Source organism: Muricoccus roseus (genome assembly GCF_900141905.1).
In the GTDB taxonomy this organism is placed as follows: Bacteria; Pseudomonadota; Alphaproteobacteria; order Acetobacterales; family Acetobacteraceae; genus Roseomonas; species Roseomonas rosea.
Genome location: NZ_FQZF01000005.1, coordinates 23,393 through 44,779, shown reverse-complemented (window position 1 = coordinate 44,779; position 21,387 = coordinate 23,393). Strand labels below are relative to the sequence as shown.

Below are 21,387 nucleotides of genomic sequence, written 5' to 3'. Positions count from 1 at the left end.
CGCGCGGAGGACGATGCGATGAGCGGCGTCAGCACGGAACAGGTGGCCTGGAACGGCCAGGCTCTTCCCCCGGGGCCTGAGCAGGATGCGGTCCTGAAGGGCGTGACGGGTGAGATGGAGGAGAAGGGCTTCGTCGTCGCCAACCTGGACAAGGTGGTGAACTGGGCCCGCACGGGCAGCCTCTGGCCGATGACCTTCGGCTTGGCCTGCTGCGCCGTGCCGATGATCCACGCCTATATGGCGCGCTACGACCTGGACCGCTTCGGCGTGATCCCCCGTGGGTCGCCGCGCCAGTCGGACGTGATGATCGTGGCGGGCACGCTGACCAACAAGATGGCCCCCGCGCTGCGGCGCGTGTACGACCAGATGAGCGAGCCGCGCTGGGTCATCTCCATGGGCAGCTGCGCGAACGGCGGCGGCTACTATCACTGGAGCTACAGCGTGGTGCGCGGCTGCGACCGGATTGTGCCGGTGGACGTCTATGTCCCGGGGTGCCCGCCGACGGCGGAGGCGCTGGTCTATGGCATCCTCCAGCTGCAGAAGAAGATCCGCCGGACCGGGACGATTCTCCGTGGCTGACCTGACCCTTCTCGGCGAGCAGGTTGCCGCCACCCTGCCGCCTGGCTCCGTGCTGGAGGCCTTTGTGGCCCGCAGCGCCGAGCTGACCATCCGCATCCGCCGCGATTCGGTCCGGACCGTGATGGCGATCCTGCGCGCCGATCCGCGTTTCGCCTTCGAGCAATGCATGGACATTTGCGGCGTGGACTGGCCGGAGCGCGCGGAGCGCTTCGACGTGGTGTGGAATCTGCTCTCGCTGACGCACAACCACCGCATCCGGGTGGTGACCACGACGGATGCGGATAACCCGGTGCCGAGCGTAACCGCGATCTGGCCGACGGCCGGCTGGTTCGAGCGCGAGGCCTGGGACATGTACGGCATCGCCTTCGAGGGCAATGTGGACCTGCGCCGCATCCTCACGGATTACGGCTTCCAGGGTCATCCGCTCCGCAAGGACTTCCCGCTGACCGGGCATGTCGAGGTCCGCTACGACCCCGAGCGGCGCGAGGTGATCTACGAGCCGGTGAAGCTGCAGCAGGACTTCCGCAACTTCGACTTCCTCTCCCCCTGGGAGGGGATGACCACCCTTCCGGGCGACGAGAAGGTTCACCTGAACCGGATCGCCCCGCCGCCCGCATCGCTTCTGGAGAAGCCGGAAGCGGAGAAGCTGCCATGAGCCTGACCGCCGGCGCCCTGAACGCCGCTGACGCCCCCGCCACCGGCACCGAGGCTTCCGAGCCCGGGCTGCGGCGGATCGAGGTGGACAGCCATACCCTCAACTTCGGTCCCCAGCACCCCGCCGCCCATGGCGTGCTGCGCCTCATCCTGGAGATGAAGGGCGAGGTGATCGAGCGTGCCGATCCGCATATCGGGCTGCTGCACCGCGGCTCCGAGAAGCTGATCGAGTACAAGACCTACATCCAGTCGATGCCGTATTTCGACCGGCTCGACTATGTCTCGCCCATGTGCATGGAGCATGTGTATGCCCTGGCACAGGAGCGGCTGCTCGGCATCGAAGCGCCGATCCGCGCGCAGTACATCCGGGTGCTGTTCGCCGAGATCACGCGCATCCTGAACCACCTGCTCAATATTACAACCTATGCGCTGGACTGCGGCGCTATCACTCCGCCGCTCTGGGGCTTCGAGCAGCGCGAGATCCTGCTGGAATTCTACGAGCGGGTTTCGGGCAGCCATTACCATGCGAACTACTTCCGGCCGGGCGGCGTCAACCGCGACATGCCGGCGGGGCTGGCGGAGGATATCCGCCGCTGGGCCGAGGGCTTCCCGAAGTTCATCGACGACCTCGACGGGCTGCTGACGCACAACCGCATCTTCAAGCAGCGCACGGTGGATATCGGCGTGATGACGGCCGAGCAGGCGATGGAATGGGGATTTTCCGGCCCCTGCCTCCGCGCCTCGGGCATGGCCTGGGACCTCCGGCGCCAGCAGCCCTATGACGTCTATGACCGGATGGAGTTCGAGATCCCGGTCGGCCGCCATGGCGACTGCTACGACCGCTATCTCGTCCGCATGGCCGAGATGCGGGAGAGCCTGAAGATCATCCACCAGTGCCTGAACGAGATGCCGGAAGGCCCGGTGCGCGTGCAGGACAACAAGATCACACCGCCGAAGCGGGGCGAGATGAAGCGGTCCATGGAATCGCTCATCCACCACTTCAAGCTCTATACGGAAGGCTTTCACGTGCCCGCCGGCGAGACCTACACCGCGGTGGAGGCGCCGAAGGGCGAGTTCGGGGTTTATCTCGTGGCCGACGGAACCAACCGCCCCTATCGCTGCAAGATCCGGGCGCCCGGCTTCGCGCATCTCCAGGCGATGGAGGTACTCTCCAAGGGCCATATGCTGGCGGACGCCGTGGCGGTGATCGGCAGCCTGGACATCGTCTTCGGGGAGATCGACCGGTGACCGAAGCGGCCGTTGATCATCTCGACCCGAACTGGCGGAACAGCCGGGCGGAGCCGGAGAGCTTCGCGTTCGACGCGGAGAGCGAGGCGCAGATCACCAAGATCCTCGCGCGCTACCCGGAGGCGAAGAAGGCCTCCGCCGTCATCCCGCTGCTCTATGTCGCGCAGAAGCAGATGGGCCGGCAGACCGGCAGCGCCTGGGTGCCGCGCATCGCGATGGAGAAGGTGGGGGAGCGCCTGGACATGGCGCCGATCCGCGTCTTCGAGGTCGCATCCTTCTACTTCATGTTCAACACGAAGCCGATCGGGCGGTTCCACCTCCAGGTCTGCGGCACCACGCCCTGCATGCTGCGCGGCTCGGATGACGTGCTGCGCGCCTGCAAGGATGCCGGCCATCTCAAGGGCTATGGCGACACCAGCGAGGACGGGCTCTTCACGCTGACCGAGGTGGAATGCCTCGGCGCCTGCGTGAACGCGCCGATCCTGCAGGTGGACGACGATTATTACGAAGACTTGGATTACGACCGCACGGTCCAACTGATCGAAGCTCTCAAGCGTGGCGAGCGGCCGGCGCCGGGCAGCACCATCGGGCGCCAGACCAGCGCGCCGGAGGGTGGCCCGCTGACGCTGCTCGACGTGCCCATGCTCGAAGAGCGGGGAGGGAACTGACATGGCCCTTCAGGACAAGGACCGCATCTTCACCAACCTGTACGGCGTGCAGCACTGGGGGCTGCAGGCCGCGCAGAAGCGTGGGAACTGGGACGGCACGGCCGGGCTGATCGCCAAGGGCCGGGATTGGATCATCGAGGAGGTGAAGCAGTCGGGCCTTCGTGGCCGCGGCGGCGCCGGCTTCCCGACGGGGCTGAAGTGGTCCTTCATGCCCAAGTCCAATCCGGACGGGCGCCCCTCCTACCTCGTCGTCAATTCCGACGAATCGGAGCCGGGCACCTGCAAGGATCGCGACATCCTGCGCCACGATCCGCATACGCTGATCGAGGGCTGCCTGATCGCGGCCGTCGCGATGAACGCGAGCGCGGGCTACATCTATGTGCGCGGCGAGTACTACAACGAGCACCTGATTCTGCAGGCCGCGATCGACGAGGCCTATGCGGCGGGGCTGCTCGGCAAGAACGCGGCGGGCTCGGGCTATGACTTCGACCTCTACGTCCATCGCGGCGCGGGCGCCTATATCTGCGGCGAGGAGACGGCGCTCATCGAGTCCCTTGAGGGTAAGAAGGGAATGCCGCGGCTGAAGCCGCCTTTCCCCGCCGCGGTCGGCCTCTATGGCTGCCCGACGACGGTGAACAATGTCGAGACGATCGCCGTGGTTCCGACGATCCTGCGTCGTGGCGCGGGCTGGTTCGCGGGCTTCGGGCGGCCGAAGAACGCGGGCACCAAGATCTTCTGCATCCAGGGCCATGTGAACAAGCCCTGCAACGTCGAGGAGGAGATGAGCATCCCGCTGCGGGAGCTCATCGAGCGCCATGCCGGCGGCGTGCGCGGCGGCTGGGACAACCTGCTCTGCGTCATCCCCGGCGGCTCCTCCACGCCGCTGCTGCCCAAGCACATCTGCGACGACGTGCTGATGGACTTCGACGCGCTGCGCGAGCACAAGTCTGGCCTCGGCACGGCGGGGGTGATCGTGATGGACAAGTCCACGGACCTGATCCGCGCCATCGCCCGGCTGTCGAAGTTCTACAAGCATGAGAGCTGCGGCCAGTGCACGCCCTGCCGCGAAGGCATGGGCTGGGTCAGCCGCATGATGGACCGCATGGTCGAGGGCCGCGCCGAGATCGACGAGATCGACGTGCTGGAGGATGTCACCAGGCGCATCGAGGGGCACACGATCTGCGCGCTCGCCGATGGTGGCGTCTGGCCGGTGCAGGGCCTCATCCGCCACTTCCGCCCGATGATGGAAGAGCGGATCGCCGAATATAAGAGGAACCATGCCGCCCGGGTCTTCCCGATGGCGGCGGAGTGAAGCCATGAGCGATGTGAAGCTCATCAAGGTCACGGTGGATGACAAGGAGGTCGAGGTGCCGCTGGGCGCCACGGCCCTTCAGGCGGCGGAGCTGGCGGGGGCCGAAATCCCCCGCTTCTGCTATCATGAGCGCCTGTCCATCGCCGGCAACTGCCGTATGTGCCTCGTCGAGGTCGAGAAGGCGCCGAAGCCCGTCGCTTCCTGCGCCTTCCCGGTGATGGATGGCATGAAGATCATCACGGACAGCCCGGTGGTGCGGAACGCGCGCCGGGGCGTGATGGAGTTCCTGCTCATCAACCACCCGCTGGACTGCCCGATCTGCGACCAGGGCGGCGAGTGCGACCTGCAGGACCAGGCAGTGGCCTATGGCGGCGACATCAGCCGCTACCGCGAGCACAAGCGGTCGGTCACCGACAAGTATTTCGGCCCGCTGATCAAGCCGATCATGACCCGCTGCATCCAGTGCACGCGCTGCGTCCGGTTCGCCACCGAGGTGGCGGGCGTGCCGGAGCTGGGGGCGGTCGGCCGTGGCGAGGCGATGGAGATCACCAACTATGTGGAGAAGGCGATCTCCACCGAGTTGTCGGGCAACCTGATCGACATCTGCCCCGTGGGCGCGCTGACCAGCCGGCCCTACGCCTTCATGGCGCGGCCCTGGGAGCTCGCGAAGGTCGACAGCGTGGACGTGCTGGATGCCACTGGCACCAATATCCGCGTGGACAGCCGCGGGCCGGATATCCTGCGCATCCTTCCCCGGGTGCATGAGGACGTGAACGAGGAGTGGATGGCCGATCGTGGCCGCTTCTCCTTCGATGCGGTGAAGCACCGGCGCCTCGATCGCCCCTGGGTGAAGCGCGACGGCAAGCTGCGCCCTGCCACCTGGCCGGAGGCGCTGGAGGCGATCGCGGCGCGGCTCAAGGGGCTGCCGGGCGACCGGATCGGCGCCGTGGTCGGCGGCCTGGCCGATGCCGAGAGCATCGTCGCGCTGAAGGACCTGATGGCCGGGCTGGGTTCGCGGAACCTGGACTGCCGCGAGGATGGTGCGGCGCTGGATGGCTCCAACCGGGCCTTCTACCTGTTCAACAGTACCATCGCCGGGATCGACCAGGCGGATGCGGTGCTGGTCATCGGCAGCAATCCCCGCGTCGAGGCGCCGGTGATCAACGCCCGGATCCGCAAGCGGGCGATGAGCCGCGTGCCGGTGGGGCTGATCGGGCCGGAGGTGAACCTCACCTATCCGGCGAAGCATCTGGGGAATGGCCCGGACGCCCTGCGCGGTGTGCTCGACGGCGCCTTCGGCGAGATCCTGCGCAATGCGAAGCGGCCGCTGATCCTTCTGGGCCGCGGCGCGCTGGCGCGCCCGGACGGGGCGGCCGTGCTGGCCGCCGCCTGGGCGCTGGCGCAGTCGCTCAACGCCGTCACGGCGGAGTGGAACGGCTTCAACATGCTCCACACGGCCGGCGGCCAGGTGGCGGCGCTCGATCTCGGCTTCCTGCCGGCGCAGGGGGGCAAGGACATCGGCGCCATGCTGGGCGGCGGGGTGGACGCGCTGTGGCTGCTGGGGGCCGACGAGCTGGACCCCGCGCTGATCGCGCCGGAGACCTTCGTGATCTATCAGGGTCATCACGGCGACCGCGGCGCGGCCCGGGCCGACGTGATCCTTCCCGGCTCCTCCTACCTGGAGAAGGACGGCACCTATGTGAGCACGGAGGGGCGCGTTCAGCGCGGCCGCCGGGCGGTCTTCCCGCCGGGCGAGGCACGCGAGGACTGGCGCATCCTGCGGGCCGCGAGCGAGCTGCTCGGCGGGGCGTTGCCCTATGACGACCTCTTCGCGATCCGTGCGCGGCTGGCTGCCGTGAACCCGGTCTTCGCCCGTGCGGATGAGGCCGCGCAGCCGGCGGTCGTCTCGGCTTCCCCGGCTGGGGATGCGGGCGCGGTCGGCACCGCCCCCTTTGCCCAGGCGATCACCAACTACTATCAGACGGATGCCTTCAGCCGGGCGAGCGACGTGATGGCGGAATGCGCACGCACCTATGTGCACACCCCGGCGATGGCGGCTGAGTGATGGACAGTTTCCTCAACTCCCCCATCGGGGTCCTGTCGCTCACCGTCGCGCAGGCGCTGGCGCTGCTGGTGCCGCTGCTGATCGGCGTGGCCTACATGACCTGGGCCGAGCGCAAGATCATGGCGGCGATGCAGCTGCGGAAGGGGCCGAACGTGGTCGGGCCCTTCGGCCTGCTGCAGCCTTTCGCGGATGCGGGCAAGATGCTGATGAAGGAGACCATCGTGCCCACGGGCGCGAGCCGGGTCCTCTTCATCATGGCGCCGATGCTCACCTTCGTCCTGGCGATGATCGCCTGGGCGGTGATCCCGGTGAACGAGGGCTGGGCGATCGCCGACATCAATGTCGGCATCCTCTATCTCTTCGCCATCTCCTCGCTTGGCGTTTACGGCATCATCATCGCGGGCTGGGCGTCGAACTCGAAATACGCCTTCCTCGGCGCGCTCCGCTCGGCGGCGCAGATGGTGTCCTACGAGGTCTCGATGGGCTTCGTGATCGTCACCGTGCTGCTCTGCGTGGGGTCGCTGAACCTGACGGACATCGTGCTGGCGCAGAAGGGCCTGTGGTTCTTCATCCCGCTCTTCCCGATGTTCATCATCTTCTTCATCTCCACTCTGGCGGAGACGAACCGGGCTCCCTTCGACCTGCCCGAAGGTGAGTCGGAGCTGGTGGCGGGGTTCTTCGTGGAATATTCCGCGATGACCTTCGCCCTCTTCTTTCTTGGTGAGTACGCGAACATGATCCTCATGTCCTCGCTCACCACCATCCTCTTCCTCGGAGGCTGGTTGCCGCCCTTCGACGTGGCGCCCCTGAACTGGGTGCCGGGACCGATCTGGTTCATCCTGAAGGTCTGCTTCTGCCTCTTCGTCTTCGTCTGGGTCCGCGCCACCTTCCCGCGCTACCGCTACGACCAGCTGATGCGGCTGGGCTGGAAGGTGTTCCTGCCCATCAGCCTCGTCTGGCTGGTGCTGACCGCGGCGGCGCTGAAGATCTTCGGGTGGCTGCCGGCATGACCCGCCCCAACACTGCAAGCGGAAAGGTCCGCCCGTCATGGCGACGCTAGACCGAGTGGCGCGCAGCCTCCTGCTGTCGGAGCTTGTCTCCGGCATGTGGCTGACGCTGAGGGCCTTCTTCTCCAAGAAGGCCACGATCTCCTACCCGTATGAGCGCTCTCCGCTCAGTCCGCGTTTCCGGGGCGAGCACGCGCTGCGGCGCTACCCGAACGGGGAAGAGCGCTGCATCGCCTGCAAGCTCTGCGAGGCGGTCTGCCCGGCCGTGTGCATCACCATCGAGTCCGAGCCGCGCGAGGACGCCTCGCGGCGCACGACGCGCTACGACCTCGACATGACCAAGTGCATCTATTGCGGCCTTTGCGAGGAGGCCTGCCCGGTGGATGCCATCGTTCTTGGGCCGAACCTGGAATTCGCGACCGAGACGCGCGAGGAGCTCTTCTACGACAAGCAGAAGCTGCTCGATAACGGCGATCGCTGGGAGCCCATGCTCGCCTCGCGCCTGAAGGCGGATGCGCCCTACCGATGATCGCTGGTCTCGCCTTCTACGCCTTCTCGGCGGTGCTGATCGCCAGCGCCGTGATGGTGGTCACCAGCCGGAACCCGGTACACAGCGTGCTGTACCTGATTCTCGCCTTCTTCAACGCCGCCGCGCTCTTCCTGATCGCCGGCGCCGAGTTCCTGGCGATGATCCTGGTCATCGTCTATGTCGGCGCGGTCGCGGTGCTGTTCCTCTTCGTGGTGATGATGCTGGATATCGACTTCGCGCGGCTGCGCGAGGGGTTCCAGCGCTACGCCCCGATCGGGGCGGTGATCGGCGGGATCCTGTTCCTGGAGCTGGTCTTCGTCCTCGGCGCCTGGCAGTCGAGCGGGCAGGCGGGGTCGCTGCGGCTCAACCCCGTGCCCACGGACGTGCACAACACGGCCGCGATCGGGCGGGTGCTCTATACGGAGTATGTCTTCCTCTTCCAGGCCGCGGGGCTGATCCTCCTGGTCGCCATGATCGGTGCCATTGTGCTCACCCATCGCGACCGGGCGCGGAGCAGGCGGCAGGATATCGACGTGCAGGTGGCCCGGCGGACGCAGCTCGACATGGCCTCGGTGCCGGTCGGCGCCTCCATCGGGGAGCTGGGCATCCTTCGCCCGCTTCCGCCCGAGGAGGCAAAGCCGAAGGCCGTCACCCATGGGCATGGCCACGGGCATGACGACCACGGGCATGGGGGGCACCACTGATGCTTGAGATCGGCCTGGGCCACTACCTCACGGTGGGCGCGATCCTGTTCGTGCTCGGTATTTTCGGCATCTTCCTGAACCGGAAGAACATCATCGTCATCCTGATGTCCGTGGAGCTGATCCTGCTCTCGGTGAACCTCAACCTGGTCGCCTTCTCGGCCAGCCTGGGGGACCTAACCGGGCAGATCTTCGCCATGTTCATCCTGACCGTCGCGGCCGCCGAGGCGGCGATCGGTCTGGCGATCGTCGTCATCTATTTCCGCAACCGCGGCAGCATCGAGGTGGAAGACGTGTCCACCCTGAAGGGTTAGGGCGCCATGTTCGTCGGTGCCGTCTTCTTTCCCCTCCTGGGCGCCTGCCTCGCGGGCTTCTTCGGCCGCTGGCTGGGCGACCGCCTGTCCATGTGGGTTTCGGTCGGCTGCATGGTGCTGGCCGCCATCTGCGGCGTCTCGGCCTTCGTCGAGGTGGGGCTGCACTCCGCGCCCCGCACCATTACCCTGGGTGAATGGATCGATGTCGGCGGGCTGACCGTCGACTGGGCGCTCCGCTACGATACGCTGAGCGCCATGATGGTGGGGATGGTGACCTTCATCTCCACCTTCATCCATCTCTACAGCGTCGGCTACATGTCGCATGACGCGACGCCGCCGCGCTTCTTCGCCTATCTCGGCCTCTTCACCTTCGCCATGCTGATGCTGGTGACCGCGGACAACCTGGTCCAGCTCTTCTTCGGCTGGGAGGGCGTCGGCCTCGCGAGCTACCTGCTCATCGGCTACTGGTACGAGCGGGAGAGCGCCAACCGCGCCTCGATGAAGGCCTTCATCGTGAACCGGGTCGGCGACCTGTTCTTCATGCTGGGCATGGCGCTGACCTTCTGGACCTTCGGCGCGTTGACCTTCGGCGACATCTTCACCCGCGTGGAGGAGATGCGCGGTGCCACCTTCGCCGGCCTTCCGGCGCTGGAGGTGATCTCGGTCCTCCTCTTCCTCGGTGCCTGCGGCAAGTCCGCCCAGCTCGGCCTGCACACCTGGCTGCCGGATGCGATGGAGGGGCCGACGCCGGTTTCCGCCCTCATCCATGCGGCCACCATGGTGACGGCGGGGGTGTTCCTGCTGGCGCGCATGTCGCCTATCTTCGAATACGCGCCGAACGCCCTGACGCTGGTGACGATCGTCGGGGCCTCGACCGCCTTCTTCGCGGCAACGATCGGCTGCGTGCAGAACGACATCAAGCGCATCATCGCCTATTCGACCTGCTCGCAGCTCGGCTACATGTTCTTCGCCATCGGCGTCGGCGCCTACCAGGCGGCGGTGTTCCACCTCTTCACCCACGCCTTCTTCAAGGCGCTGCTCTTCCTCTCGGCCGGTTCCGTCATCCACGCCATGTCGGACGAGCAGGACATCCGGAAGATGGGCGGGATCTGGACCAAGATCCCGATCACCTATGCGGTGATGTGGATCGGCAGCCTGGCGCTGGCCGGCATCCCCTTCTTCGCCGGCTACTATTCCAAGGACATGATCCTGGAGAGCGCCTTCGCCGCCCATACCGGGGCGGGGATGTACGCCTTCATCATGGGCCTCATCGCGGCCTTCCTCACGGCCTTCTACTCCTGGCGCCTGCTGATCCTGACCTTCCACGGCAAGCCGCGGGCGGATCACCACACCATGGAGCATGTGCATGAGAGCCCGGCGGTGATGCTGATCCCGCTGCTGGTGCTCGCAGTCGGCGCGCTCTTCACCGGCGCGGTGTTCTACGACCTGTTCGTCGGCCACCACCAAGGCGAGTTCTGGAACGGCGCGATCTTCACGGCGGAGCACAACCACGTGCTGCATGCGGCGCATGAGGTGCCGGAATGGGTGCCGCTGGCCCCCACCGTCATCGCCATCGCCGGCATCGCCCTGGCCTATGTCTTCTACATGTTCGCTCCGGCCATCCCGGCGCGGCTGGCGCAGACCTTCCCGGGGCTGCACCGCTTCCTGCTGAACAAGTGGTATTTCGACGAGCTGTATGACGCGATCTTCGTCCGGCCCTTCCGGCGCCTCTCGCAGGTGTTCTGGAAGACCGGGGACGCGACCATCATCGATGGCGTGCCGAACGGCGTCGCCGCGATCGCCGTCGATGCCGCACGTGGCGTGGCGCGCTTCCAGACCGGACGCGTGGCGAACTACGCCTTCACCATGATCGCGGGCCTCGTGGTCTTCGTCTCCGTCATCTTCCTGGGCTTCACCCGATGAACGCGGCCGGCTTCCCGCTGCTCTCCCTCCTCACCTTCCTGCCCCTGGCAGGGGTGGTGGCGATCCTTTGCGTCCGGGGGGATGAGGCGACCGTCGCTTCCAACGCCCGCTGGACCGCGCTCTGGACCAGCCTCATCGTCTTCGTGCTGTCGCTGATCCTGTGGTTCCGCTTCGACCCGCGGGTGGCCGATGCGCAGTTCGTCGAGCAGGCGGCCTGGCTGCCGGAATTCGGCGTCAACTACCACATGGGCGTGGACGGCATCTCGATGCTGTTCGTCCTGCTCTCCACACTCCTGACGCCCATCTGCATCCTCGCCTCCTGGGAGGCGGTGCAGAACCGGGTGCGGGAGTACATGATCGCCTTCCTCGTCCTTGAGACGATGATGGTGGGCATGTTCTGCGCGCTCGACCTCATCATCTTCTACGTCTTCTTCGAGGGCGTGCTGATCCCGATGTTCCTCATCATCGGGGTGTGGGGCGGGCAGCGCCGGGTCTACGCTGCCTTCAAGTTCTTCCTCTACACGCTGCTCGGCTCGGTGCTGATGCTGCTGGCCATCCTGGCGCTGTGGTACCGCGCGGGCACCACGGACATCGCTGGGCTGATGGACAGCCCGGTGCCGGCCAGCTGGCAGTACTGGATGTTCCTCGCCTTCTTCGCCTCCTTCGCGGTAAAGGTGCCGATGTGGCCGGTGCATACCTGGCTGCCGGACGCGCATGTCGAGGCGCCGACCGCCGGCTCCGTCATCCTGGCCGGCGTGCTGCTGAAGATGGGCGGCTATGGCTTCCTGCGCTTCTCCATCCCGCTCTTCCCCGAAGCCTCGGCCTATTTCGCGCCGATGGTCTTCGCGTTGAGCGTGGTCGCGGTGATCTACACCAGCATGATCGCCTTCGTGCAGACCGACATGAAGAAGCTCATCGCCTATTCCTCGGTCGCGCATATGGGCATCGTCACCATCGGGCTGTTCACCTTCAACCAGCAGGGCATCTCGGGCGCGCTCTTCACCATGCTCGCCCATGGCGTCGTGTCCGGCGCGCTCTTCCTCTGCGTCGGCGTGCTGTATGACCGCGTGCATTCGCGCGAGATCGCGCGCTATGGCGGGGTCGCGAAGGTGATGCCGGCCTATGCGATGGTCTTCATGCTTTTCACCATGGCGAGCGTCGCCCTGCCGGGCACGGCGAACTTCCCGGGCGAGTTCCTGGTCATCACCGGGGCCTGGCGCTCCAGCGCCTGGGTGGCGCTGGGCGCCGGCACGGGCATGATCCTGGGCGCGGCCTATATGCTGTGGCTCTACCGCCGGGTGATCTTCTCGAAGGTCACGCGCGACGAGGTGCGGCACCTGCTCGACCTCTCCCCGCGGGAGATGGCGATCTTCGTGCCGCTGATCGTCCTGACCCTCTGGATGGGGATCTATCCCTCCTCCTTCACCCGTGTCTGGGAAGCCTCGGTTGCCGCGCTGGTGGAGCGGCATGAGGCCGCCCTGGCGGCGCCGCGCGTGGCAGGCCTGTGAGCGAGACGATGAACTGGACCCTCGCCCTTCCTGAAATCCTGCTCGCGGCCGCCGGCCTCGTGCTGCTGCTGGCCGGCGTGATCCCGAAGCGGGACACGACCTTCCCCGTCACCATGGGGGCGCTCGGCGCGCTGCTCGTGGCGGCGGTGATGGTCATGGCCGCCCCGGATGGCATGGCCTTCGCCAATCAGTTCGTCTCGGACGGCTTTTCGCGCTTCGCCAAGGTGCTGATCCTGCTCGGCGCGGCCTCGGGGCTGATGCTGGCGCTGGACTGGAACGAGAAGCAGGGTATCGCCCGCTTCGAGTTCCCGATCCTCGTGCTGTTCAGCACGATCGGCATGCTGGTGATGGTCTCGGCCGCCGATCTCATCACCCTCTATATGGGCCTCGAGCTTCTCTCGCTGTCCCTCTACGTCATCGCGGCGTTCGACCGGGACAATGCGCGTTCCGCGGAGGCCGGGCTCAAGTACTTCGTACTCGGCGCCCTGGCCTCGGGCCTGTACCTCTATGGCGCGAGCCTGACCTACGGCTTCTCCGGCTCCACCAACTTCGCCGCTATCGGCACCGCCGTCTCCTCGGAAGGGGGCGCCTCGATGGGCGTCATGGTGGGCATGACCTTCGTGGTCGCCGCGCTCGCCTTCAAGATCTCGGCCGTGCCCTTCCATATGTGGACGCCCGACGTCTATGAGGGGGCTCCCACGCCCGTGACGGCCTTCTTCGCCTCGGCGCCAAAGGTGGCGGCCGTGGCGCTGCTGGTCCGGGTTCTGGCGGACCCCTTCGCCGAGCTCGCGGCCCATTGGCAGGGCGTGATCTGGCTGGCCTCGCTCGGCTCCATGCTGCTCGGCTCCTTTGCCGCGCTCCGTCAGAACAACATCAAGCGCCTGATGGCCTATTCCTCCATCGGCCATGTCGGCTACGCGCTGATGGGCCTGGCGGTCGCGACCGATACCGGCCTGCGCGGCGTGATGCTCTACATGACGATCTACCTCGTCATGAATGCCGGCGTCTTCGCGGTGCTGGTCTCCATGCGGCGCCAGGGGCGTTCGCTGGAGCGGGTGGAGGATCTGGCTGGGCTGGGCCGCACGGATCCGGCCATGGCCATCGCCATGGTGGTCTTCATGTTCTCCATGGCGGGCATTCCGCCGCTCGCGGGCTTCTTCTCGAAGCTCTATGTCTTCCTGGCCGCCGTGCAGGAGGGCTTCTGGGTGCTCGCGACGGTGGGCGTGCTCACCAGCGTGGTCGGCGCTTATTACTACCTGCGCATCATCAAGGTGATGTATTTCGACACCCCGGCCGGCGCGCTCGACCCGCGCCCGGCCGCGGTCTCGATGGTGCTGGCCGCTTCCGGGCTGTTCAACGTGCTCTTCTTCCTCTTTCCCGCCCCGATCGTCGCGGCCGCCACCGCGGCTGTCGCGGCCCTGGCGGGGTGAGCACGCCACCGGCGGGCTGGCGGCTGCAGGTCCATGACCAGCTGCCCAGCACCGCCGACCTGATCCGCGAGGCCGCCGAGGCGGGCGAGGCGGAGCGCCTCGCCATCCTCGCCCGTCGGCAGACCGCCGGGCGGGGTACCCATGGGCGTTCCTGGGAATCCCCGCCGGGCAATCTCTACCTCTCCGTGCTGTTGCGGCCCGAGGCGCCCGCCCGGGAGGTGCCGCAATGGAGCCTCCTCGTGGCCGTTGCGGTCCATTCGGCGCTCCTTCCCCATGCCGGGCCGGGGCTTTCGCTGAAATGGCCGAACGACCTCCTGCTGGGCGGCGCCAAATGCGCCGGCATCCTCTCCGAGGCAGGGCTCGACCCCCAGGGCCGGCTGGACTGGCTGGCCTTTGGCATCGGCGTGAACCTGGCGCATGCCCCACCGGTCCCGGGCCGGCTGACCGCCGCGCTGCCGGCTCCCGCCCTGGTGCCGGAGGCGGCGGCCTCCGCGATCATGGCATCGCTCGACCGCTGGTGGGCCATCCTCGGCGCGGAGGGCTTCGGCGCCATCCGGCGGGCCTGGCTCGAGAGGGGCCACGCCCCCGGCGCGCCGCTCACCGTCCTCTCGCCGAGCGGGAGCCATTCCGGGGTGTTCGACGGGCTGGACGACAGCGGTGCATTGCGTCTTCGCACTGCAACCGGCATGGAAACCGTCATGGCCGGGGAGGTGAGTCCCTAACGGCCAAGGGGAACGCGCCACATGCTCCTGGCCATCGATGCGGGCAATACGAACGTCGTCTTCGCGGTGCATGACGGGGAGGAGTGGCGAGGCCGCTGGAGGATCGCCACCCGGGCTGACCGGACCAGCGACGAATATGCCGTCTTCCTCGTCACCCTCCTGGCCCAGCACGGGCTGAGGCCCAGCGACATCACGGGCTGCGCCATTGGCACGGTGGTCCCGGCGGCCCTCTACAACCTTCGCCGGCTGGCGCGCGAATGGTTCGGCTGCGAGCCGCTCGTCGCACGGGCCGGCAGCGTCGAATGGGGCTTCGAGATCCTGGTCGACCGCCCGAAGGAAGTGGGGGCGGACCGGCTGCTGAATGCCCTCGCTGCCCATCATCACTACACCGCGCCGCTCATCGTGATCGATTTTGGAACCGCGACGACCTTCGATGTGGTGGGGGAGGGCGGCGCCTATGTCGGCGGAATCATCGCCCCAGGCATCAACCTGTCCATTGAAGCGCTGCATCGCGCGGCCGCCCGGCTGCCCCGCATCGGCATCGGTCGTCCCCAGTCCGTGATCGGGCGTGACACCGTCCCGGCCATGCAATCCGGCATTTTCTGGGGATATGTCGGGTTGGTGGAAGGGCTGGTCGCCCGGATACGCGCCGAGCATGGCGGTCCCCTGAAGGTGATCGCGACAGGGGGGCTGGCCCCCTTGTTCGCGGAGGGCACCACCGTCATTCAACATACCGATCCCGATATCACGCTTGAGGGCCTGCGCCTGTTGGCGGCCCGCAACCCGCCCCCCATCTTCCACAAGACAACGCTTCCAGACTCTCTCAAGAACGAGAACGAATGACCTTCGAAACGACCGACGACCTCGCCTTCCTCCCCCTTGGGGGGACGGGGGAGATCGGCATGAACCTCAATGTCTATCGCCTGGATGGTCAGCTCCTGGCGGTGGATTGCGGGATTGGCTTCGGCGGCGCCGAGGCGCCCGAGGCGGAGATCCTTGTCCCGGACCCGGCCTGGCTCTCCGAGCGACGGGACCGGCTGGTCGGGCTGGTGATCACCCATGCCCATGAGGACCATCTGGGTGCCGTCGCCTCCCTTTGGCCGCTGCTCCGCTGCCCGATCTATGCCAGCCCCTTCGCCAGCGCCGTGCTGCGCCGGAAGCTGGGCGAGGCGGGCTTCCTGCACGAGGTGACGCTGCACACCGTGCCGCTCTCCTCCCGCGTGAAGATCGGAAATTTCGACCTGCAGTTCCTGCGCGTCGCGCATTCAGTGCCCGAGGCACAGGCCCTGGCCATCCGCACGCGCCACGGCATCGTCCTCCATACCGGCGACTGGAAGCTGGACCCCAACCCCCTGATCGGCGAGCCGACCGACGAGGAGGCCTTCGCCGCGCTCGGGCGGGAGGGGGTGCTGGCGATGGTATGCGACAGCACCAACGCCCTGGTAGACGGCCACTCCGGCAGCGAAGCGGATGCGCGCGACGCGCTGTTCGAGCTGATCGGCAGCCTCAAGGGCCGCGTGGCCGTGGCCTGCTTCGCCACCAACATCGCCCGCGTCGATTCCATCACCCGCGCCGCCATGGCGGCCGGGCGGCGGGTCGCGCTCTTCGGGCGCTCGCTCCGGAATGCCGATGCCGCGGCACGCGAGACCGGTTATTTCAAGGACCTGCCCCCCTTCATCGAAGAGGATGAGGCGGGCTACCTGCCGGATGACGAGCTGCTCATCATCTGCACGGGCAGCCAGGGCGAGCCCCGCTCCGCTCTCGCCAAGATCGCCGCCGACACCCACCCCCAGATCTCGCTGGGCGAGGGGGACACGGTCATCTTCTCCTCCCGCATGATCCCTGGGAACGAGAAGGCGATCATGAATGTCGAGGCGGCGTTGTACCGCGCGGGCTGCCGCGTCATCACGCCGGATTCGGAGCATCCCGTGCATGTCTCCGGCCATCCGGCGAAGGACGAGCTGCGCCGCCTCTACGACCTGGTGAAGCCGCGCCATGCCGTGCCGGTCCATGGCGAGTGGCGGCATCTGCAGGAGCACGCGGCGCTCGCGCGCGAGTTCGGTTCCATCCCCCATCTGATCGAGGACGGCGACGTGCTGCGGCTGGGGCCGGAGCCGGCGGAGGTGTGCGAGACCGTGCCCAGCGGCAAGCTGGCGGTGGACGGCCCGCGCCTGCTGCCGCTCGAGGGCGGGGTTCTCGGGGCGCGGCGCCGGATGCTGTTCAACGGCGTCGTCGTCGGCTCGCTTGCCGTGGACGACAATGGACGCGTCCGCGGCACGCCGCAGGTCTCGGCCCCGGGCCTGTTCGAGCAGGGGGAGGAGGCACCCGCACAGATCGCGGCCGATCTCGCCCGGATGGTGAACGACCTCCCGGCGCCCTTGCGCCGCGAGGATTCGGCCCTGCGGGAGGCTGCGCGCTCCGCGCTGCGGAAGGCGATTGGCCGGCGGCTCAAGAAGCGGCCGCTGGTCGAGCTCCATCTGCTCCGGGTGTGAGGCCGCTCAGCGCAGGTTGAACTGCAGGGTCACGCCGGGCTGCGGGGGCGCCGCATAGGCGACCGGCGGCCCGGCATGGTAATGATGCCGGCGCTCGTATTCGCGGCGCCGGGCCTCCCGCCAGCGCTCGCGGCGCCACCGCTCCTCGCGGATGGCCTCGCGGCGCTCGTGCCGCTCCCACCGGTGATGGTCGCGCTCCCAGGGCGGCCTGGCATCGGCCGCGGCGGGCAGGAGCGGAAGCACCGCGGCGGCGAGGCCGGCCAAGAGAGTCATGCGTCGCATCTCGGTCTCCTCTCGAGCATTCGTGGGACCACAACGCGCCGGGGCGCGATGAGATTACGGCAGGGTTAGGGCGGGAGAGAGTCGATGGGCCTGATCGCGGGGACGGTTGTCTTCTTCCTGGTGTGGTGGACGGTCCTGTTCGCTGTCCTGCCTCTCGGTATCAATCCGGACCCCGAGGCCGCCGAGGCGGGCGGGTGGAGGGGAGCGCCGCGGCAGGTGCGGGTGCTCCGGGTGCTGCTGCTCACGACCTTCGTCAGCCTGGTGGTCTGGGCCGGTATCAACTGGCTCGTGGGCTCCGAATGGATGTCCTTCCGGAGCGGCTTTTTCGCGATGCCTACGGAATAGGCGACTGCACTATTTTCGGCGGTTAATGCATAACAGTCGTGCATTCATTGCGGCGGTAGCCCATTTTTTCATCTTTTGGCGTGAAGAAACGCTTCCCTGGCCGCGTGCAGCGCAGCATCATCGGGACATGGAAGAGGGCTTTTCCTCTTCCGCCGTGTGACTGGCGTTTCCTCCCTAAACTCGGGCCGTCCCTTCGGGGCGGCCCTTCTTTTTTGCCGCCATCCCATCGCGGATTGCGCCCCCCGCATCTTGCTCTAGGTTGCGCCCCGAACCCCACCCGGAGCCTTCCACCTTGCGCCTCTCCCGCGCCTTCCTGCCCACGCTCAAGGAAACGCCCGCCGAGGCGCAGATCGTCTCGCACCGCCTGATGCTGCGGGCCGGCCTCATCCGCCAGACCAGCGCCGGCATCTATGCCTGGCTGCCACTCGGGCTGCGCGTGCTGCGCAAGGTCTCCGAAATCGTGCGGCAGGAGCAGGACCTCGCCGGCGCGCAGGAAATCCTGATGCCGACGATCCAGCCCGCCGAGCTCTGGAAGGAGAGCGGCCGGTATGACGACTACGGCAAGGAGATGCTCCGCATCACCGACCGGCATGACCGGGAGATGCTCTTCGGCCCGACCAACGAGGAAATGGTCACCGACATCTTCAAGACCTATGCGAAGTCCTACCGGGACCTGCCGCGCAACCTCTACCACATCCAGTGGAAGTTCCGGGACGAGATCCGCCCCCGCTTCGGCGTGATGCGCGGCCGCGAGTTCCTGATGAAGGACGCCTATTCCTTCGATATCGACGCGGAAGGGGCGCGGGAATCCTATCGCCGCATGTTCCGCGCCTACCTCCGCACCTTCGCGCGAATGGGGTTGAAGGCCATCCCGATGCAGGCCGATACGGGCCCGATCGGCGGCAACCTCTCCCACGAGTTCATCATCCTGGCGGAGACGGGCGAGAGCGTCGTCTATCTCCACAAGGACCTGCTGGATTTCGACGTGCTGGCGCAGGACCCCACGGGCACGGGCGATCCCTCGCCGGTGGTGGATTTCTGGACCAGCCGCTACGCCGCCACCGACGAGAAGCATGACGTGGCGGCCTGGGACGCCATTCCCGCCGAATCCCAGGTGACGGAGCGCGGCATCGAGGTCGGCCATATCTTCTATTTCGGGACCAAGTACTCGAAGCCCATGGGGCTGACGGTCTCGGGGCCGGATGGCACGCCCGTGGTGCCGGAGATGGGCTCCTACGGCATCGGCGTCTCCCGCTTGCTGGCCGCGATCATCGAGGCCGGGCATGACGAGAACGGCATCATCTGGCCGGATGCGGTGGCGCCCTTCGCCTGCGCCATCCTGAACCTCAAGCCCGGCGACGCGGCCGCCGACGCGCTCTGCGAGCAGCTCTACGCCGCCCTGCCCGGCGAGGCGGTGTATGACGACCGCGGCGAGCGCGCCGGCGCGAAGTTCGCCGATGCGGATCTGATCGGCTATCCCTGGCAGGCCATCATCGGGCCGCGCGGAGCGGCCAAGGGCATCGTGGAGCTGAAGCGCCGCGCGACCGGCGAGCGGCTGGAGCTGCCGCTCGAGGAGGCGGTGGCGAAGATCAAGGCCAGCATCGCCTGATGTTCTCGCCCTTCGAGCGCGCCGTCGCCTTCCGGTATCTGCGCGCCCGCAAGGGCGAGCGCTTCGTCTCGGTCATCGCCATCTTCTCGCTGGTGGGCATCGCCCTCGGCGTGGCGACGCTCATCATCGTCATGTCCGTGATGAACGGCTTCCGGCAGGAGCTGCTGGGCCGCATCCTCGGACTGAACGGGCATCTCGGCGTCTATGCCGCCGATAACGGCGGGCTGCGCGACTTCGACGACATCGCCGCCCGCATCCGCCAGCTTCCGGGTATCACCTCCGCCACGCCGATCGTGGAGGGGCAGGTCCTCTTCACCAGCGAGGGTGGGGGCGCCACGGGCGGCTTGGCGCGCGGCATCCGCCCGGAGGACCTGCGGGCGCGCCCGCTGATCGCGAACAACATCCGGGCCGGCGACCTTTCCGAATTCGGGAAGGAGGACAGCATCGTCATCGGCACGCGGCTCGCGCGCCGCCTGGGGCTGCGGGTCGGGGACAAGATCACCCTTGTCTCCCCCCAGGGCCGGGCGACGGTGGTGGGCACCGTGCCGCGGCTGAAGGCCTATGAGGTCGTCGCGATGTTCGAGGCCGGGATGCAGGAATATGATTCCGGCTATGTCTTCCTGCCCTTCGAGGCGGCGCAGCTTTATTTCCAGCACCGCGACACGGCGACGCAGGTGGAGGTCTTCGTCCAGAGCCCGGACCGCGTGAACCTGGCGACGCGTGAGATCTTCCAGGCCATGCGCGGCCGCCCCGTGCGGGTGCTGGACTGGCAGGCCTCCAACTCCTCCTTCTTCGCCGCCGTGCAGGTGGAGAGGAACGTCATGTTCCTCATCCTGACCCTCATCATCATCGTCGCCGCCTTCAACATCATCTCGTCCCTCATCATGCTGGTGAAGGACAAGGGGCGGGACATCGCGGTGCTGCGCACGGTGGGCGCCACGCGCGGGGCCATCCTGCGGATCTTCCTGCTGGCCGGCGCCTCGATCGGGGTGGCGGGCACGCTGATCGGCTTCGCGATCGGCCTCGTTTTCTGCCTGAACATCGAGAACATCCGGCAGTTCCTCCAGTCCCTGACCGGGACGGAGCTGTTCAACGCGGAGATCTACTTCCTCACCAAGCTGCCGGCGGTGGTGGACCCGATGGAGGTGGCGCAGGTGGTCGGGATGGGGCTCGGCCTCTCGCTGCTGGCGACCATCTATCCGTCCTGGCGCGCCGCGCGGCTGGACCCGGTGGAGGGGCTTCGCAATGCCTGAGCCGTCGCTCGCCCTGCGGGGCGTGGAACGCCGCTACCGCTCCGAGGCCGGGGAGCTGCCTGTGCTGCGCGGCGCCGACCTGGACCTGCATGCGGGGGAGATCGTCGCCCTCGTCGCGCCTTCGGGCACCGGCAAGTCCACCCTGTTGCATGTGGCCGGCCTGCTGGAGAAGCCGGATGGCGGCCGGGTGCTGGTGGAGGGCCGCGATTCCGGCAACCTGAACGACGACGCCCGCACCGCCCTGCGGCGGGAGACCATCGGCTTCGTCTACCAGTTCCACCACCTGCTGCCGGAATTCACGGCGGAGGAGAATGTGCTTCTCCCCCAGCTCGCGGCTTCCCGCCCCCGGCGGGATGCCGAGACGCGGGCGCGCGAGCTGCTGGGCGCCTTCGGCCTGGACCATCGGCGGGACCACCGGCCCAGCCGGCTCTCGGGTGGCGAGCAGCAGCGCGTGGCCATCGCGCGCGCCCTGGCGAACGCGCCCAAGGTGCTGCTGGCCGACGAGCCCACGGGCAATCTCGATACGGGCACGGCGGACCGCGTGTTCACCGAGTTGCTGGCGGCGGTGCGGGGCAGGGGCCTGGCGGCCCTCATCGCCACGCACAATCCGGAGCTGGCAGCGCGGATGGACCGGACCGTGACCCTGCGCGACGGGCTAATCGTCCCCGCCTAGCCACAGCCCCGGCGCTTCGGCCGCCGCAGGGCGAATCCCCTGCGGCGGCGGGGCAAGGTGCCTATATAAGCAG

21 protein-coding genes are annotated in these 21,387 nt (G+C 67.5%); 20 read left to right on the top strand and 1 reads right to left on the bottom strand.

Going from position 1 to position 21,387, the window contains the following annotated elements; all coding sequences use genetic code 11:
- Positions 1-18: 18 nt before the first annotated feature.
- From BUB97_RS05205 to BUB97_RS05130, 16 genes are read left to right on the top strand one after another with little or no spacing between them, the layout of a single operon-like run.
- Positions 19-579 (top strand): NuoB/complex I 20 kDa subunit family protein, encoded by a 561-nt coding sequence (locus BUB97_RS05205; RefSeq protein ID WP_073132334.1) that lies wholly within the window; start codon positions 19-21, stop codon positions 577-579.
- Entirely contained in the window at positions 521-1,234 is a 714-nt protein-coding gene (locus tag BUB97_RS05200; protein ID WP_073132333.1) for an NADH-quinone oxidoreductase subunit C, read from the top strand. The genes BUB97_RS05205 and BUB97_RS05200 overlap by 59 nt, the downstream gene beginning before the upstream one ends.
- Positions 1,231-2,481, top strand: a complete 1,251-nt coding sequence (locus BUB97_RS05195) for an NADH-quinone oxidoreductase subunit D (RefSeq protein WP_073132331.1) — start codon at positions 1,231-1,233, stop codon at positions 2,479-2,481. Before BUB97_RS05200 ends, BUB97_RS05195 begins: the two co-directional genes overlap by 4 nt.
- Positions 2,478-3,149, top strand: a complete 672-nt coding sequence (gene nuoE / locus BUB97_RS05190; protein WP_073132329.1) for an NADH-quinone oxidoreductase subunit NuoE — start codon at positions 2,478-2,480, stop codon at positions 3,147-3,149. The genes BUB97_RS05195 and nuoE overlap by 4 nt, the downstream gene beginning before the upstream one ends.
- A gap of 1 nt (position 3,150) precedes the next feature.
- Entirely contained in the window at positions 3,151-4,461 is a 1,311-nt protein-coding gene (gene nuoF, locus BUB97_RS05185) for an NADH-quinone oxidoreductase subunit NuoF (RefSeq protein WP_073132327.1), read from the top strand.
- Positions 4,462-4,465: 4 nt separating this feature from the next.
- Positions 4,466-6,526: an NADH-quinone oxidoreductase subunit NuoG gene (gene nuoG, locus BUB97_RS05180; protein WP_073132325.1), complete on the top strand. Its 2,061-nt coding sequence runs from the start codon at positions 4,466-4,468 to the stop codon at positions 6,524-6,526.
- Entirely contained in the window at positions 6,526-7,536 is a 1,011-nt protein-coding gene (gene nuoH, locus BUB97_RS05175) for an NADH-quinone oxidoreductase subunit NuoH (protein WP_073132322.1), read from the top strand. Before nuoG ends, nuoH begins: the two co-directional genes overlap by 1 nt.
- 37 nt (positions 7,537-7,573) lie before the next feature.
- The gene (nuoI, locus tag BUB97_RS05170; RefSeq protein WP_073132321.1) at positions 7,574-8,062 is read left to right on the top strand and encodes an NADH-quinone oxidoreductase subunit NuoI; all 489 of its coding nucleotides are present in this window, start codon (positions 7,574-7,576) and stop codon (positions 8,060-8,062) included.
- A complete protein-coding gene (locus BUB97_RS05165; protein WP_073132319.1) occupies positions 8,059-8,766 on the top strand; it encodes an NADH-quinone oxidoreductase subunit J in 708 nt (235 codons plus the stop codon). The genes nuoI and BUB97_RS05165 overlap by 4 nt, the downstream gene beginning before the upstream one ends.
- Positions 8,766-9,077, top strand: a complete 312-nt coding sequence (nuoK, locus tag BUB97_RS05160) for an NADH-quinone oxidoreductase subunit NuoK (RefSeq protein ID WP_073132317.1) — start codon at positions 8,766-8,768, stop codon at positions 9,075-9,077. The genes BUB97_RS05165 and nuoK overlap by 1 nt, the downstream gene beginning before the upstream one ends.
- Positions 9,078-9,083: 6 nt before the next feature.
- The gene (gene nuoL / locus BUB97_RS05155; RefSeq protein ID WP_073132316.1) at positions 9,084-11,000 is read left to right on the top strand and encodes an NADH-quinone oxidoreductase subunit L; all 1,917 of its coding nucleotides are present in this window, start codon (positions 9,084-9,086) and stop codon (positions 10,998-11,000) included.
- Positions 10,997-12,508, top strand: a complete 1,512-nt coding sequence (locus BUB97_RS05150) for an NADH-quinone oxidoreductase subunit M (protein ID WP_073132314.1) — start codon at positions 10,997-10,999, stop codon at positions 12,506-12,508. The genes nuoL and BUB97_RS05150 overlap by 4 nt, the downstream gene beginning before the upstream one ends.
- Before the next feature lie 8 nt (positions 12,509-12,516).
- Entirely contained in the window at positions 12,517-13,938 is a 1,422-nt protein-coding gene (gene nuoN, locus BUB97_RS05145; RefSeq protein WP_073132635.1) for an NADH-quinone oxidoreductase subunit NuoN, read from the top strand.
- The gene (locus tag BUB97_RS05140) at positions 13,935-14,660 is read left to right on the top strand and encodes a biotin--[acetyl-CoA-carboxylase] ligase (RefSeq protein ID WP_073132312.1); all 726 of its coding nucleotides are present in this window, start codon (positions 13,935-13,937) and stop codon (positions 14,658-14,660) included. The genes nuoN and BUB97_RS05140 overlap by 4 nt, the downstream gene beginning before the upstream one ends.
- A 21-nt stretch (positions 14,661-14,681) precedes the next feature.
- Positions 14,682-15,503 (top strand): type III pantothenate kinase, encoded by an 822-nt coding sequence (locus BUB97_RS05135; RefSeq protein ID WP_073132310.1) that lies wholly within the window; start codon positions 14,682-14,684, stop codon positions 15,501-15,503.
- Positions 15,500-17,152: a ribonuclease J gene (locus tag BUB97_RS05130; RefSeq protein ID WP_073132308.1), complete on the top strand. Its 1,653-nt coding sequence runs from the start codon at positions 15,500-15,502 to the stop codon at positions 17,150-17,152. Before BUB97_RS05135 ends, BUB97_RS05130 begins: the two co-directional genes overlap by 4 nt.
- Before the next feature lie 6 nt (positions 17,153-17,158).
- Here the strand turns inward: BUB97_RS05130 and BUB97_RS05125 are convergent, their stop codons facing one another.
- On the bottom strand, positions 17,159-17,434 hold the full coding sequence (locus tag BUB97_RS05125; protein WP_139281298.1) for a hypothetical protein: 276 nt from the start codon (positions 17,432-17,434) through the stop codon (positions 17,159-17,161).
- Between the two features lie 84 nt (positions 17,435-17,518).
- Between BUB97_RS05125 and BUB97_RS05120 the strand changes: the two genes are divergently transcribed.
- From BUB97_RS05120 to BUB97_RS05105, 4 genes are all read left to right on the top strand, one after another.
- A complete protein-coding gene (locus tag BUB97_RS05120; protein WP_073132305.1) occupies positions 17,519-17,779 on the top strand; it encodes a DUF1467 family protein in 261 nt (86 codons plus the stop codon).
- Between the two features lie 292 nt (positions 17,780-18,071).
- Positions 18,072-19,388: a proline--tRNA ligase gene (proS, locus tag BUB97_RS05115; protein ID WP_073132304.1), complete on the top strand. Its 1,317-nt coding sequence runs from the start codon at positions 18,072-18,074 to the stop codon at positions 19,386-19,388.
- The gene (locus BUB97_RS05110) at positions 19,388-20,641 is read left to right on the top strand and encodes a lipoprotein-releasing ABC transporter permease subunit (protein WP_073132303.1); all 1,254 of its coding nucleotides are present in this window, start codon (positions 19,388-19,390) and stop codon (positions 20,639-20,641) included. The genes proS and BUB97_RS05110 overlap by 1 nt, the downstream gene beginning before the upstream one ends.
- Entirely contained in the window at positions 20,634-21,314 is a 681-nt protein-coding gene (locus tag BUB97_RS05105; protein ID WP_073132301.1) for an ABC transporter ATP-binding protein, read from the top strand. Before BUB97_RS05110 ends, BUB97_RS05105 begins: the two co-directional genes overlap by 8 nt.
- Positions 21,315-21,387 lie beyond the last annotated feature (73 nt).